General features: G+C 31.1%; 10 protein-coding genes. 2 read left to right on the top strand and 8 right to left on the bottom strand.

The features are described from left to right. Positions 1 to 67: 67 nt before the first annotated feature. The 3 genes from Q0739_RS13125 to radC all read right to left on the bottom strand — a co-directional run bounded on the left by Q0739_RS13125 (position 68) and on the right by radC (position 2,836). Positions 68 to 757 carry a YjjG family noncanonical pyrimidine nucleotidase gene (locus Q0739_RS13125; protein ID WP_298239201.1) on the bottom strand — a complete coding sequence of 230 codons (690 nt, stop codon included), beginning with the start codon at positions 755 to 757 and terminating at the stop codon, positions 68 to 70. After that, the gene (locus tag Q0739_RS13120) at positions 754 to 2,049 is read right to left on the bottom strand and encodes a polysaccharide deacetylase family protein (RefSeq protein ID WP_298239200.1); all 1,296 of its coding nucleotides are present in this window, start codon (positions 2,047 to 2,049) and stop codon (positions 754 to 756) included. Before Q0739_RS13120 ends, Q0739_RS13125 begins: the two co-directional genes overlap by 4 nt. A gap of 88 nt (positions 2,050 to 2,137) precedes the next feature. Next, positions 2,138 to 2,836 carry a DNA repair protein RadC gene (radC, locus tag Q0739_RS13115; protein WP_298239199.1) on the bottom strand — a complete coding sequence of 233 codons (699 nt, stop codon included), beginning with the start codon at positions 2,834 to 2,836 and terminating at the stop codon, positions 2,138 to 2,140. 146 nt (positions 2,837 to 2,982) lie between these two features. Here radC and Q0739_RS13110 point away from each other — a divergent pair, with 146 nt between their 5' ends. After that, positions 2,983 to 3,426 (top strand): DUF1569 domain-containing protein, encoded by a 444-nt coding sequence (locus Q0739_RS13110; protein ID WP_298239198.1) that lies wholly within the window; start codon positions 2,983 to 2,985, stop codon positions 3,424 to 3,426. Between the two features lie 517 nt (positions 3,427 to 3,943). On the opposite strand, the gene Q0739_RS13105 is transcribed toward Q0739_RS13110, so the two are convergent. Then, positions 3,944 to 5,299 carry a Mur ligase family protein gene (locus Q0739_RS13105; RefSeq protein ID WP_298239197.1) on the bottom strand — a complete coding sequence of 452 codons (1,356 nt, stop codon included), beginning with the start codon at positions 5,297 to 5,299 and terminating at the stop codon, positions 3,944 to 3,946. 146 nt (positions 5,300 to 5,445) lie between these two features. Then, on the bottom strand, positions 5,446 to 6,396 hold the full coding sequence (locus tag Q0739_RS13100; RefSeq protein ID WP_298239196.1) for a tetratricopeptide repeat protein: 951 nt from the start codon (positions 6,394 to 6,396) through the stop codon (positions 5,446 to 5,448). A 182-nt stretch (positions 6,397 to 6,578) separates the two neighbouring features. On the opposite strand from Q0739_RS13100, the gene Q0739_RS13095 reads away from it, so the two are divergent. Then, positions 6,579 to 12,749, top strand: a complete 6,171-nt coding sequence (locus tag Q0739_RS13095) for an MG2 domain-containing protein (RefSeq protein ID WP_298239195.1) — start codon at positions 6,579 to 6,581, stop codon at positions 12,747 to 12,749. Between the two features lie 195 nt (positions 12,750 to 12,944). On the opposite strand, the gene Q0739_RS13090 is transcribed toward Q0739_RS13095, so the two are convergent. The 3 genes from Q0739_RS13090 to Q0739_RS13080 form a co-directional block, all read right to left on the bottom strand. After that, positions 12,945 to 13,466 carry a DUF4136 domain-containing protein gene (locus Q0739_RS13090; RefSeq protein WP_298239194.1) on the bottom strand — a complete coding sequence of 174 codons (522 nt, stop codon included), beginning with the start codon at positions 13,464 to 13,466 and terminating at the stop codon, positions 12,945 to 12,947. Positions 13,467 to 13,549: 83 nt separating this feature from the next. Further along, positions 13,550 to 14,662 (bottom strand): glycosyltransferase family 2 protein, encoded by a 1,113-nt coding sequence (locus Q0739_RS13085; protein ID WP_298239193.1) that lies wholly within the window; start codon positions 14,660 to 14,662, stop codon positions 13,550 to 13,552. A gap of 1 nt (position 14,663) precedes the next feature. Further along, positions 14,664 to 15,419, bottom strand: a complete 756-nt coding sequence (locus tag Q0739_RS13080) for a hypothetical protein (protein ID WP_298239192.1) — start codon at positions 15,417 to 15,419, stop codon at positions 14,664 to 14,666. Positions 15,420 to 15,803 lie beyond the last annotated feature (384 nt).

The raw sequence follows: 15,803 nt of genomic DNA, 5'->3' as shown, positions 1-15,803 counted from the left end.
AAAATGTATTATTAAGTTCTAATTGTAAATATACTCTTTTTGGCGTTTTATTCTTAAATCATTTAGACTAGAGGTACTTTTTTAGTTGAATTAAATTATCGACTCGCTTCATATCTTCATCTAAAGTTATACCATGAATATCAAAAAAAACCACATCCATACCAATGTTTTTAGCTCCAAGAATATCGGCTTCGTAGCTATCTCCTATCATAATACTTTTATCAATATGCGTATTTGCTTTGTTAATCGCAAAATTGAATATTTTAGGGTTGGGCTTTTTTACACCTACCATTTCTGAATTAGTAATGGTTTTAAAATAACCGTCTATTCCAGATTTCTCTATTTTTTTCTGTTGTACTTCATCAAATCCATTGGTAATAATGTGTAATTTATATTTAAGACTTAAATAATCTAATATCTCCAACGTATTGTCAAACAAGTGATTAAAAGTGGTTAGATATGCTATATAATCTTCAGATAGTTTATAAATTAAAGGTTCTTTAATTTTTATACCAATAGCTAAAAAGGCCTCATTTAATCTTGCAAAGCGTAATGCTTCTTTTTCAATTTTTTCTTCTCTATAGAGTTTCCAGTATTTAAGATTTATAGGAACATAATGTTGTAAAAAATAGGCCGTATTAACACTTATATCATTTATTTCAAAGATTTTTTCAAATGTTAATGCAGAGTTTTTATCAAAATCCCAAAGGGTATGATCTAAATCGAAAAAAACATCGGATATTCCATTAGCTCTCATTTTGCCGAATCTAATATAATATTAAACAAATCTTTAAATCCTTTCCAACGTATCGAATTACTGAAGGTGTAATTATGAAATACTGGAACAAATTGTCCTTTAACTGCCTTTATTTCTGAAATCACTTCATTTAAAACTTTCTTTTTATCTAACAAGGATTTGTTTTTTAATAATGCATAATCCATTATATGATAAGAATTTATTTTTAATGGAGTTTGTGTTTCGTAATCTAAATCGTAAAACAAAAATGGGGTGCATGATCCAGCTCTAAAACCAACATAATTAGTATAACCCATAGTATAATCTTCCTTTATCTCAAGTTCAACCAAATTCCTGTAGGACTCTGGAAAATTTAACTTAGAATAAGACTGACGAGATGCTTGCAATGATGAATTAATAATAGACTCCATCTGCTTCTTTTCTTTTTTTAAAAGTGTGGTGTCTTCTAGGGCAAAAAATGATATTTTCAAACCTACGTGGCAATAATCTCCAACATGTTTTATTAAAGATTTAAACTTCTTTTTGTTAACATTAATACCTTTATCGTAAGTAGAAAATGCACCTATTAGAAAGAAAAATTGAAACTTATTTTTAGCTTGTTTCTGCTTGTTTATTATATACTTGTAAGTATCGTAAGGATCATGTTTAAAAGACAATAGAACTGCATAACGATTATATAACCTTTTAAGTTTTAATTCGAAAATATCTTTTATAGTCCCCCCAAAAGTCCGCATAATTCCTTTAAGTCTAAATTTGTATGCTGAAGGAACATCGATAACTGGTTTTATACTATATGATCTTTCTGGAAAAATGAAATCTGGGTATAATTTTTGAAGTATCGATTTAAACTTATATGCCCATATATCTACTACTGGTTGATGTAAAAAATCGTATTTATACGCAATACTTTCTGTAGCAAGAAAACGTCCATATTCATCTTTTACTTGAGGCAAATACTCTTCATACCTTGCTAATAAATAGAACGACGCTGCAAAAATATCGAAAGGCATGGTACTCTTCTCACCATTATAAAAAAAACATTTCGTGTTTTCCCAATTGTGTACATTAATTTCAATATCTGCTAAACCTTGTTCGAATAAAATATCGTGACTTTTAACAAAAAATTCATTACCCAATTGCTGTCTTGTGTACGACATTTTTAAACTGTCGTGTGCAATAAAATCTTCAATTTTAGTAGTAAACTCAACCTTTATACCTAAAATTCGTGTACAAATATGCTTAAAAACATATTTTAATCTTGGCGATATTTTATGGGTATATACTAATAACATGAGTTATAAATTCCAAATTTTAAAATTTTAAATTCCAGTCGCTGTATCATATTTTATGATGAGATTTTGGAATTTAGTTTTTTTGTTATCACAATAGTGATTCATCCGCAAAACTAAAGTATGCTTTTTCTGTTATTATTAGATGGTCTAACACTTTTATATCCAAACTTTCGGCAGCATTTTTAAGTTTAGTTGTTATTTGCTTATCGGCTACGCTAGGTTTTAAAGTGCCTGATGGATGATTATGAACCAATATTAATCCAGTTGCTCCAACCTCGAGAGCATTTTTTAATACCAATCGAACATCTACCAATGTCCCCGTTATACCGCCTTTGCTCAATTGATTTTTCTGGATAACTTTATTGGAATTATTTAAATAGATAATCCAAAATTCTTCATGTTGAAGCTCACCAATTACAGGTTGCATCAATTCAAAAACCGATAGACTAGATGTTATTTTATTTTTTTCCAATGCGGCTTCTTCTCTTCTCCTTCTACCTAATTCTAAAGCAGCAGCAATAGTAATTGCTTTAGCTTCACCAATTCCTTTAAACTCCATTAACTGCTTAAGAGAGAGCTTGCCTAACTCGCTCAAGTTATTATCTACTCTTGCTAAAATGCGCTTACACAAAGCAACAGCACTCTCGTCTCTGCTCCCAGTACCAATTAATATAGCTACAAGTTCTGCATCACTTAATGCCGCTTTTCCTTTGTAAAGTAATTTTTCTCTAGGTTGGTCATCTTGCGACCAATTTTTAATTGAAAAAGAAGCTTTGTTTTCCGACATAAAATCAAATAATCTTGAAAAAGAACACAAGAAATTTGTTTAAAATTAATTTTACTAAAGAGATAAGCATAAAAAACTAAAATCTCACTTAGTGAGTAAAGATAAATATTGTAAATTTCAGGTGCAATTTAAAAATCGTTTTAGCAATGAAATCCTTATTTAATACAGAAGTTCATCAAGAAATTATAAAACGCATAGAAACTTTAAATGAAGAGACTAAACCCAATTGGGGTAAAATGTCTGTTGGTCAAATGGTATGGCACTGCCAGGGTCCTCTAAATATCATTTTGAAAAAGAACGATTACGGCATGAAACCAAGTTGGTTTGCAAAAGTGTTTTTTAAAAAATCTCTTTATAACGATAAACCATGGAGTAAGGGTTTGCCCACTGCAAAATTTTTAAAAACTAAGGAATTAAAAAGTTTAGTAGAAGAAAAAGCCACACTTGTTTCTTTATTAAATGAATTGCACACACATAAAGATAAAAAGGAATGGGATCCACATCCTGCTTTTGGTGAATTTACTGCAGCGCAATGGGGTCAAATGCAATACAAACACTTAGACCACCATTTAAGACAATTTGGAGTTTAACAATCTCTGAAATACCCACCATCACCACTATCAAAATAATAACATCGATCTCATGATTGAAGTTGTTGATGATAAAGAGACATTGAAAAATATCGTTAATTACTATAATCTCTTTCTTAGAAACTCCAGTATATAAATAACGTGTGTTCGATATATTAAAATATTGACAATCAAAATTTTAAATTATTTTAATATAGAAATGGTGCCCTTACTGTAGAAGTTAGGTAATTCGAGGACAAAATATATTTTGTTTGAAGATACCAAGCTGAGCATGTGAGGAGGAATCTCACTTAAAAGAAATATGTTTTTTAGAACATGACAACCCAAGAATGGAAGCTGTGCCAGATTAAATCAAAATGTTCGAAATTTATATTGATTCGTGGGAAGATAAATTCAAACCCTCTAAAGACAAAAACAAAAGATAATTAACTCACTAAAATTGAATTAATTCGGTCTAAACTGGAGTATATTTCTATATTCTTAGTAAAATATTAATACTAACAATCTCAGCATTACATCATTCTATCAACCCTTTAACCTCATCAAAATCTAAACCACCATAATTCCCAGAACTCATTAAAAGCAATGCTTTATTATTAAAATCTTGAGAAAAAAGAAAGTCTTTAAAATCGTCTGGATTGGTATAAATAATTAAATCGTCGCGTTTAAAAGCACTGGCTATTTGGTCGTGAGTAACCTCTTCTAACTTCTTAATTTCAACCGCATGTGGAGAATAAAACACAACAGGAACATCGGCAGCATCTAGCGCGCCTTTATATTCTTTTAAAAAATTGGCATTTAAACTACTGTATGTGTGTAATTCTAAACAAGCAACTAAGGTTCTGTTGCTATACTGTTCTTTTACCGCTTGGGTTGTTGCTTCTACCTTACTTGGGGAGTGTGCAAAATCTTTATACGCTACGCTGGTTTTACTTTCTGCTATTTTTTCTAAGCGTTTACTAGCTCCTTTAAAAGTAGCTATGGCTTCGTAAAAATCATCCTCATCTATACCCATATGCTGGCAAATCCATTTTGCTCCAGCTAAATTATTGAGGTTATGTTTTCCAAATACAGCAATAGGTAAATCACCTTCGGGTGTTTCTAATAGGGTTTCACCGTTTTTAACCGAGTAATTAGGTGTTTTATAAGGTAGTTTTCTAATTGTATTTTCACTCGCTTCTACTACGCACTTAACTTCGTGGTCTTCTTCGTTATAGCTAATACTTCCGCCACTTACAATAGAATCTACAAATATGCTAAACTGTTCTACATAATTTTCAAAGGTTGGAAATACATTTATATGATCCCATGCAATACCACTTAGCAACGCAATATTTGGTTTGTATAAATGAAACTTAGGACGTCTATCTATTGGTGAGCTTAAATACTCATCGCCTTCTAAAACAATAAAATCGTTGTCTTCGGTTAGCTTTACCATAACATCGAAACCCTCCAGTTGTGCTCCTACCATATAGTCGACATCGCAATCATGGTAATGCATAACATGAAGTATCATAGAAGTAATGGTTGTTTTACCATGACTCCCTCCTATTACAACCCGCGTTTTATATTTAGATTGTTCATATAAAAACTCTGGATAGCTGTAGATTTTTAAACCTAATTCTTGAGCTTTCAATAATTCGGGGTTATCTTTTTTAGCATGCATGCCTAAAACAATGGCATCTAAATTTTGAGTGATTTTTTCGGGATACCAACCAAACACTTCTGGCAACAAACCTTTAGCGTCTAATCTGGATTTTGATGGTTCAAAAATAGTATCGTCACTTCCAGTTACTTTATATCCTTTATTGTGTAGTGCTAAAGCTAAATTATGCATAGCAGAACCTCCAATAGCTATAAAATGTACATTCATGAAACAAATATCAAGTTCCAAATATCAAATTCCAAATTATTTATCATGAAGTTTTTGCGTTAGCGATTGCAATGAAAATCCTTTTTGTGAGGCACGAACTAAAAGATTGCAATGAAAAGCGCGACCCTTGTGGTAACGCCCAAATATTAAAGGTGTAAAATTTTCTCTTTTTGATCCTTAAACGGCTTTATTTTAGGAAGTTCGGCAATCGCCAAATCTATATACTTTAAAGCCTCTGCTTTGTTTTTTTGATGTGCATGTATTTGTGCCAATCGATAGTGCGCCCAAGCTTTGGGAACACCGTCTTCTTCTGAATAATTTTTTATATATTTTTTAAGACACTGCTCACCCTTTTGCAACTCAACATTATACTCTGCAGACACCTTGCCTATTTGATAATGCAGTGCGTTTCGTTGGTGCTTTTGTTGTGCCTTTTCTATGTTTTTGATTGCTTTTTCGGGTTCATTTTCACTTTCGTAAAGATCTGTAAGTTTATTAAAACAGGTTAAAGAACCTCCTTCTTTGATTGCCATTTTATAATATTTTTCGGCTAACTCTGGCTTATTATCATACTCATAAACATAGCCTTTTGCAAGATAACCATCAACGGTTGAAAGTCTTTCAAGTTCTTCGGCATACTTTAGTGATTTGCTTTTGCTACCACCAAAAATACCTGGTAATTGCATATACAATTCTACTAGTGCCCACCTTGCAGGAATATGATTTTTATCTAATTCTGTTGCTTTTGTGAAAGAAGATTTAATATCACCAATAAAACCAATGGCTTTAAATTTATTCTCCAAAGCCTTCATGCCTAAAACGCCGCCATATTTATAATGATAGTTAGCATTATCATCATCTGCATCTACCAATTTTTCATATGCATCAATGGCCTCATTCCATTTTTTTTGATGACCAAAGGCATCGCCTAACAATTCTATAGCTTCTAAATTATTTGGATGTGTTTCTAAATACGTTTCGATTATTGTTTCTGCTTTTTTATACTTCTTTTGTTGAAATAAAGCCTCAATCGAATCTAGATTAGATTGACCAATAGCCATTATAGGACATAGAAATAGAAACAACATTTTCTTCATAGCAAATAATAAGTCGAAAGCACAAAAATAACCTTTCGTGAGCAAATTTTAATAATAACGCTTAAAAGTTCGCTTCTATTTTATAATTAAAAAACCTAACTTCACTCAACCAAATACATAGTTCGCTCATTAGTTGTTTTTTGGTATAGCTTTTGAAAGTACATTGGTAATAAATTTAACAAATGAAACATACGCTATCTCTGTTAATGATTATACTTTTAGCTTCCTTTTCTAATGCCCAATTAAAGCATTACAATGATTTATGGGAAAAAGTTGAAAAACTCGAAATAGATGGATTACCAAAGTCTGCTTTGGATATTGTTGAGCAAATTTCGGAAATAGCAAAAAAAGAGGATAACGCATCGCAGCTTATAAAAACGATGCTCTTTAAAAGCAAGTTTGTTTTGGTTTTAGAGGAAGAAGCACAACTAAAAGTTATTAGTGATCTTAAAACTGAAATTAATAACAGTAAATTCCCAACAAAAAATGTTTTAGAAAGTATTCTTGCGAATTTATATTGGCAATATTTTAATCAGCACAGGTGGCAATTTTATAACCGAACCAAAGTAGCAGAAAAGGTTACTAAAACTGATTTTAGAACATGGGATTTACAAACACTTTTTAACGAAATTGATAGCCATTTTAAAAACTCATTACAAAATGGTTTGATGTTACAATTAGAACCTTTAAGTAAGTATAACGAGATACTTAACCTTCAAAAAGATTCAAAAATTTACCGACCTACAGTATTTGATTTTCTATGTCATAATGCTCTAGCGTTTTATAAAACAAATGAAACTCATATTACAAAACCTGCTTACAAGTTTGAGATTGACAATCCAGATTTTTTAGCTGATGTGAATACCTTTTCAGAAATTAATATAGCTTCAAAAGATTCGACATCATTACAATTGAATGCTCTAAAAATCTATCAAGATTTAATTCAATTTCATTTAAAGGACGAAACACCATTGGCCTTAGCTAATGTAAATATTGAACGCTTAAAATTTGTAAATCAGCATGCAACATTTAACGACAAAGAAACCATTCTGCTAAATGCGCTTAAAGCTGAAAAAGATAAATTGAAACATCATGAAATTGCGGCATTATACGACTTTGAAATTGCGGCTATCTATTTTCAACAAAGTAAGCAATACAGTAACAGTTTAGATGATAAAAACCGCTGGAAAGCAAAAGACGCCATTACTATTTGCAGTAACGTTCTTGGGAATTTTCTTGAAAGCAAAGGTGCTGAAAAATGTGCTATTTTAAAACGACAAATTGAGCAACAAGAACTTCAAATAACTACAGAGGTGTATTTACCTATTCAAAAAGATACACGTTTATTAGTTAGCTATAAAAATTTAAATTCACTTCAATTTAATATTTATAAACTAAATAAAAATCAACTTGAAAAATTTAAAAATACTTACAGAAAAGACGAACAATTAGTCTTTATAAACAATCTGAAATCATACAAAACTTGGAAGAGTAAGCTTCGAAACGAAAATGATTACCAAACACATACTACTGAAATAATTGTACCTAAACTCGTTAATGGTTTATATCTAATTGTTGCAAAAACATCTGATAATTCAGAAAGTTTTGCATTTGCAAACATGCAGGTTACAAATATGGCATTAGTAGAAACTGAAACAGCCCAATACAAAATATTTCAAGTTATAGATAGGAATAATGGCGCTCCTATTAGTAATACCAATGCCGAATTATCTTATAAATCAAGAAATAATAGAAACTTAATTTCTAAAAATTATACTACTAATAATTTAGGGCAAATTAAAATTAAGAAGGACAATGGCTGGTTAAGAAATGTAGTGGTAAAAGTAAAAGGCAATAATGATATAGCTTATTTTGGCAATTACTATATAAGCCAAAATTATAAGCCTCAAAAAGAAAGAACACATTATAAATCTTTTTTGTTTACCGATAGAAGTATTTATAGACCTAATCAAACCGTATATTTTAAATCAATAATAGTTAAGAAGAATAATGGGAAGTCTGAACTTCTTACTAACGAAACAATTTTTGCGACTTTACATAATACTAACGGAGAGAAACTATCTGAATTAGACTTTGAAACCAATGAATTTGGCTCAATTTCTGGTGAGTTTATTTTACCAAATAATGGCTTAAATGGGCAATATTACATTGAAATATATTCAACAATTGGTGCTATAAGAGAAAACCATTATTTCTCTGTGGAAGAATATAAGCGACCAAAGTTTGAAACTAAATTCAAACCTGTTACAGAAACCTTTAAAATTAATGATTCTGTAACAGTAAAAGGTAATGCTCTAGCTTATGCGGGTAGTAATATTACCGATGCGAAAGTGGTATATAGAGTGCATAGAAAAGTGGAATATCCGCGATGGTATTTCTGGTATCGTCCTTGGTTTAATAGTGAGCCACAAGAAATTGCTCATGGAGAAAGTATTACTAACGATAAAGGTGAATTTGACATTATTTTTAATGCACAACCAGACCAAAGTGTAGATAAAAGTAGTTTACCCATTTTTAATTATGAAATTATTGCAGATGTCACCGATATAAATGGCGAAACCCGAAGCGCGACAACTATTGTAAAAGTTGGTTATCATGCATTAACTGCTAACATGATTATTGACGAAGCTGTAGATAAAACTAGAAAGGATCACAAAATTTCTATTGACACAAAAAACTTAAATAACGAATTTGTTCCTGCAAAAGGGATCATAAAAATCTATAAGTTAAAAGCACCAAGTAGTGTTTTAAGAAAACGGCCTTGGGCAGCTCCAGATTACCAAACTCTTTCGGAAGAAGCGTTTAAAAATCTCTTCCCATATGATGCTTATAAAAATGAGGACAATTCTAATAATTGGCAAAAAGGCGCTTTAGTTTTTGAAGAACCATTTAACACTAAAGATTCTAAAGAACTAAAACTTGGAAAAATAAAAAACTGGGAATCAGGACAATATATAATCACATTAAGTAGTAAAGATAAATTTGGTCAATTAGTAAAAGACGAGACTAGAATAAACCTATTTAGTAGTCAAGATAAAACTCTATCAGACAATCAATTATTTAATATCTCAACAGACAAACCAAGTTACAACTCTGGAGATAACGCTCTAATAACGATTGCCTCTGCTGCTCAAAATGTAGCAGTAACTATAGTTATTGAAAAAGATAGAAAAATAATTAGTACCGAAATTATTCAGCTTAATAATAATAAAAAAACGATCTCCATTCCTGTAACAAAAGAAGATATGGGTGGTTTTGTTGTGCATTATAGTTTTGCTGCGTTTAACGGTTTTAAATCGGGAACACAGGCTATTTCTGTACCTTATCCAAAAACGAATTTGAATATTGAAACCACGACGTTTAGAGACAAATTACAGCCAGGAACCGACGAAACATGGAACTTTAAAATTAAAGGTCCAAAAGGAGAGCAAGTAAGTGCCGAATTATTAGCAAGTATGTACGATGCCTCTCTGGATCAATTTAAATCGCATTCATGGGTATTCAACCCGATTAACAATCCACTATATTATTCTAATAACCGCAGCAATGCTAACCAAAGTTTTGGTACGCAAAATTTTAGAGTATATCAAGATAGATTTCGGGCTAATTATTCCCGACAATCCTATGACCAATTAAATTGGTTTGGGTTTAGTTTTAGATACAACCATTCTATAAGAATTAGAGGTAATGCCAGTGTTTCCAATGCACTTAGTAGACGCGTAGCAGGTGTTCAAATTGTTTCAGATGAAATGGAAGTTCAAGAATCTGTGTTAATGATGGAAAGTGATGATAACCTAGATGAGGTGGTGGTAGTTGGTTACGGTGAAAAGTCGAAAAAAGATTCAGCAAAACAACTAAATGCAGGAGAAGATTTACATGATAGTATTTTGGAAAATGAACAAGATAAACCAAACTTCAACAACATTAAAATTCGTAAAAACCTTCAAGAAACAGCTTTTTTCTTTCCGCAGTTAAAAACAGATGAAGCAGGAAACGTAAGTTTCAGTTTCACTACTCCTGAAGCTTTAACCCAATGGAAATTACAATTGTTAGCGCATACTAAAACTTTAGAAAGTGTGACACAATCTTTAACAGCCATAACCCAAAAGGAGCTTATGGTAATTCCAAACACACCTCGATTTTTACGTGAAGGCGACCAAATTACTTTAAGTACTAAAATTGCTAATCTTACAGAAACTCAACTTTCGGGGCAAGCTGTTTTAATTCTAACTGATGCTGTTTCAGTAGACAATATATCTCAAAAACTCATTATCAATTCCAATAATTCTCTCCCTTCGGGAAAGATGGTGAAGCCAGAGAGGGATTTTATTGTAGATGCTAAAGGCAACACGCAAGTGTCCTGGAATTTATCAATACCAGACGATGTTCAAGCAGTACAATATAAAATAATCGCGAAATCGGAAGCTTTTAGTGATGGCGAACAAAATGTACTTCCTGTTTTATATAACCGCATGTTGGTGACAGAGACATTACCTATGTGGGTTAAAAGCAATCAAACTAAAACATTCACTTTAGATAAGTTGAAAACCAATACCTCAACAACTCTTAAAAACCATAAGCTTACCTTAGAAATGACTTCTAACCCTGCATGGTATGCAGTGCAAGCGTTGCCTTACCTAATGGAATATCCTTATGAATGTAATGAACAAACATTCTCAAAGTATTATGCTAATGCTTTGGCGAGTCATATTGCAAATTCAAACCCTAGAATTCAGGAAGTTTTTAATCAATGGCGAAACACCGATGCTTTACTTTCTAACTTAGAAAAAAATCAAGAACTCAAATCTATTTTAATTCAGGAAACGCCTTGGTTACGTGATGCACAAAGCGAAACCGAACAGAAAAAACGAATTGCACTTTTATTCGATTTAAATAAAATGAATAACGAATTGCAATTGGCTATTAGTAAACTAAAAAATAATCAAATGCCTTCTGGTGGTTGGTCTTGGTTTAATGGCGGATATGAAAATCGATACATTACACAGCATATTATAACTGGTTTCGGACATTTGAAAAAGTTAAATGTCATTCAGAACAACAACGAAAAATCTATGATTCAAAAAGCCATCAACTATTTGGATAATGAATTTGTAAAAGAATATAAAGACATAAGAAAGTATGATGCTAATGTAAATTTGAATAAAGACCATTTAAGCTATACACAATTGCACTATTTGTATATGCGCAGCTTTTATCCGGAAATAAAAAAACCAGACGAAGTTATCGAGATTAGCAAGTATTATCAAACACAAATTCAAAAGTATTGGTTAAGTCGTTCATTATATTCAAAAGGATTAATGACATTGGTTTCTAATAGAATGAACGATTCAAAAACAACAAGTAAAATTCTGAAGTCATTAAAAGAAACAAGTATCACTACGGATGAATTAGGTATGTATTGGAAATCCAACACCAATTCATGGTATTGGTATCAGGCACCAATTGAAACACAAGCATTGTTAATTGAAGTCTTTTCTGAAACTGGATCTGTTATTCAGAGCGACGCAAAGAATCTTGAAACTATTGATGCCTTAAAAATATGGTTGCTCAAGAATAAGCAAACAAACCGTTGGAAAACAACCAAAGCAACCACCGAAGCAATATATGTTTTATTACTACAAGGAAGTGATTGGCTTTCGGTTACCGATATGGTAGATGTTATAATTGGCGGACAAAAAATCAATCCTTCTAAATTAGAAGATGTTACAGTTGAAGCTGGAACAGGCTATTATAAAACGGCTTGGAATTCTTCTGAAATTAAACCAGAAATGGGAACTGTTACCATTGCAAAAAAAGGTAATGGTATTGCTTGGGGAAGTTTATATTGGCAATATTTTGAAGATTTGGATAAAATTACTTCAGCAGACCTGCCTGACGGCAGTCAGGAACACCCTTTGAAATTGAAGAAAAAGCTATTCTTAAAAAAGAATACTGATACAGGTGAAGAAATTTCAGAGATTAATAAAAACACGCAATTAAAAGTTGGTGATTTAGTGAGAGTTCGTATAGAATTAAGAAGCGACCGAAACATGGAATTTATACACATGAAAGATATGCGTGCCTCTGGTTTAGAACCTATAAATGTTCTTAGCCAATATAAGTGGCAAGATGGCTTGGGTTATTACGAAAGCACAAAAGATGCTTCAACCAATTTCTTTTTTGACTATTTACCAAAAGGCATTTACGTTTTCGAATATGATTTAAGAGTAAATAATGCTGGTAATATGAGTAACGGCATTACCACTATACAAAGCATGTATGCACCAGAATATAGTAACCATAGTGAAGGCACTAGAATTACAATAAAATAATTTTCACAAGACATGTCAGTTTTTAGAAACCTGACAGATATAAAATATTGGATTAGCTTAAAAAGCTAGTTTCGATAAAGTTAAAGATTGCTTTATTTACATTTTACTATCATTCAACGCACTAACTAATATATACATTATTATGAATTCAAAAATTTTTATGGTGTAAAAATACTTCTTGGGCCTTTTGGTTTACTATTTTGGTGGATATTTAGCCAAAACTTTTTCTACAATTGCAGATAATCTAGCTTCTCTTTTTTCTGGTATAGCATTAGGATTAAAACTAGATTCGCTCACTGCTTGCCAAAACAAGCCTATACCGTCTTCATCAACAAAATCGAATATAATTTGCCTATTAACATTTGCTTGCCCTATAGGTAAACCAATTGAAATTCCGCCTCCAACATTTCTACCGCCTCCACCAACGCCTACTCCAACAGTATTTCTCTGCGCTGCTTGAAACTCGCTACTTTTTATATCTATATAAAAATCAGGATTATTGGAGAGTGTTAATCCTTTTTCTTTCATCTTTAAATCTAGTACATCCAACAAACGCTTTGTATCTAAATCGCTCAACCCTGTCTGTATATCACCAAAATAATTGTAAGTTTTATATTTTGAAAAGTCTGCGTTTTTTTCAAAATCGTAGTTTACGTAAATTGGAGCACAAGTAGTAACTAATAATAGTAAAACGAAAAAATATAATGTCCTTTTCATCTTTTTTATAGTTAATATAAATTAACAGTTAGAAGTATAAACTATACTAACATTAGGCAAAAATTAGAAGCAAAGATATCAATTCAAGATTTATCTCCTAAGCCTAAAACACTAAAGAAAAAACTAAAAAGAATAATTTGAACACCCACTGCTAGAAGTGCGCTTGAAATCATTGAAATCTTTAATTGTTCTAAAACTACTTCACAATTCAAATACGAATAAAATATCCCGAATACTCCTAAAACGAACACCAAACTACCAAAAGTCAATCCTTTCTCTAAATTTATAAATTTAAATAAGCCACTATAATTCTCTGGTTTTGGTACAATTCTATGATTAATCGCATATATTTTGGTTAGGGCATAAAATAAACAAAACTGAAAACCTACAATAATTCCAAAGATAGATAATGGCAACCATTTCATATCAACTTGGTCTTTATATAAAAGAATAATGGTCACAAATAATCCCAAAATCATAATAAATATTCCTGGTAGTAGAAATAGCCATTTTGGACTATATAATAATAAGAATCGAAGGTGACGCCAACCATCTGGAAAAGATCTTAAGTGTGGTTTTCTTGATCTACCTGATGGATAAACCGTTGTTGGGACTTCAGCTATTTTTAATTTATTTAATGAGGCTTTTACAACAATTTCTGATGCAAATTCCATTCCAGAAGTACGTAAATCCATTTTCTTATATGCTTCGGTTGTCATTCCTCTAAGCCCACAATGAAAATCTCCTACTTTAGTTTTAAAAAAAACATTTCCAATACCTGATAGAATTGGATTCCCTATATAACGGTGTAAAAATGACATAGCTTCAGGTATTTTCTCGCCTTTGAAACGATTACCCATCACTAGGTCATTACCTTGCCTCAACTTCTCTAAAAAAGGCATAAGTCCGAGCAAATCATGGCTATCATCAGTATCAGCTGTTATAATATATTTCCCTTTGGCATTCTTAATAGCTTCTCTGGTAGCATTACCATATCCTTTTTCATTTACCGTAACTACTTGAGCGCCTGCATCTATAGCAAGTTTTTGCGAACCATCTACACTACCATTATCTCCAATTATAATTTCTCCATTTATCTTATTTTTATATAAAAAAGATTTTGCTTTTTCAATACAACTTGTAATAGTCTCAGCTTCATTTAAACACGGCATAACAATAGATAATTCTATCTCCATACTAAATTGTTTTTTTTAAGCTAATTACCTTGTCTCCAATAATAACTAAAAACATAGGAATAAACCAATCAAAATAAAATAAATATCGGTGAATACTATGCACAGAAATCGCTATAAGCAAATGTAGGGTTAGCTTTAAAATTAAAATGCCTAAAAAAAATATTGACAAACTTTTTAAATCATACCTTAAAAAAAGTATTGATAGCATAAATATTAAACCTAGCAACAATATACCGTGGCTTCTACCCAACCCTTTTTTAAAGCCTTTATAAACAATTACTAGCCATTTTTTAAAATTCTTCTTCAATAAAGGAAAAAACATTTTAGTTGTAAGCATGTCTACCTTCCTATGTTGATTATAAAAACTTACTCCCTTATTTTCGTAATAAGACATATTAGCCTCGTGAATTGTTGTGTTACAAATTTTTGTAAAATTGTTTTGATAATAATCAAATTCATCTAAATTTTTAGCCTTACTATAATTATAACTTAAGTTCTGGCTATCCAAGAATTGTTTTGTCCTTATAAAAAACGAACGTTCTTCTTTATTAGAAAATAAAGATTGATCTTCAATAGAAGCCACATAAAAAGGTGCCGATATTAAATGAACATAAGTCATAGTATAACTTATATCTTCTTTTAAAACTAAATTATAATAAGAATTTTCTGTTACTTTTGATAAAAAAGGGATTGAAATTATAACTAATAAAATTAAAAGTGTCAACTTATCATTAATAAATGATTTAATTTTAATCACAAATAGAATAAAAAAAGGCAATAATATAACAACAAACTGGCTTCTAGTAAGTATTAACAAGAAAAAAAACAGCGCAAAAAAAGCTAGCTGTTTATTGGCTTTTTTTCTCCATAATTCAATCAACAACCCTAAACACACTATCAATAATGGAAAAGCAATCGTTTCAGACAATATAAAGTTAATAAAAGGGTAAACAAATAGTGCAAAAAAACAAAAAACAAAAACTAATAAAAGGTGAGAAAAATTAGAAAAGCATAAAAACTTTTTACATTTCACTAAAAAATACTCAACACTTAAAACAAAAACTATATGATGTATAGCAATCATAACATACCCATTGTGGTCACCTATAATAATTTTAGGTATATTCACTATTAACGAATA

Origin of the sequence: uncultured Algibacter sp. (genome assembly GCF_947487605.1) — a bacterium.
GTDB lineage: Bacteria > Bacteroidota > Bacteroidia > Flavobacteriales > Flavobacteriaceae > Algibacter_D.
Note: the sequence above shows the minus strand (reverse complement) of the source record. Positions and strands in the feature narration are given on the sequence as shown.

Coding starts and splice junctions, on each gene's coding strand:
- Q0739_RS13100 (WP_298239196.1), bottom strand. CDS start 6,396: ATGAAGAAAATGTTGTTTCTATTTCTATGTCCTATAATGGCTATTGGT.
- Q0739_RS13110 (WP_298239198.1), top strand. CDS start 2,983: ATGAAATCCTTATTTAATACAGAAGTTCATCAAGAAATTATAAAACGC.
- Q0739_RS13095 (WP_298239195.1), top strand. CDS start 6,579: ATGAAACATACGCTATCTCTGTTAATGATTATACTTTTAGCTTCCTTT.
- Q0739_RS13090 (WP_298239194.1), bottom strand. CDS start 13,466: ATGAAAAGGACATTATATTTTTTCGTTTTACTATTATTAGTTACTACT.
- Q0739_RS13125 (WP_298239201.1), bottom strand. CDS start 757: ATGAGAGCTAATGGAATATCCGATGTTTTTTTCGATTTAGATCATACC.
- Q0739_RS13085 (WP_298239193.1), bottom strand. CDS start 14,662: ATGGAGATAGAATTATCTATTGTTATGCCGTGTTTAAATGAAGCTGAG.
- Q0739_RS13105 (WP_298239197.1), bottom strand. CDS start 5,299: ATGAATGTACATTTTATAGCTATTGGAGGTTCTGCTATGCATAATTTA.
- Q0739_RS13120 (WP_298239200.1), bottom strand. CDS start 2,049: ATGTTATTAGTATATACCCATAAAATATCGCCAAGATTAAAATATGTT.
- radC (WP_298239199.1), bottom strand. CDS start 2,836: ATGTCGGAAAACAAAGCTTCTTTTTCAATTAAAAATTGGTCGCAAGAT.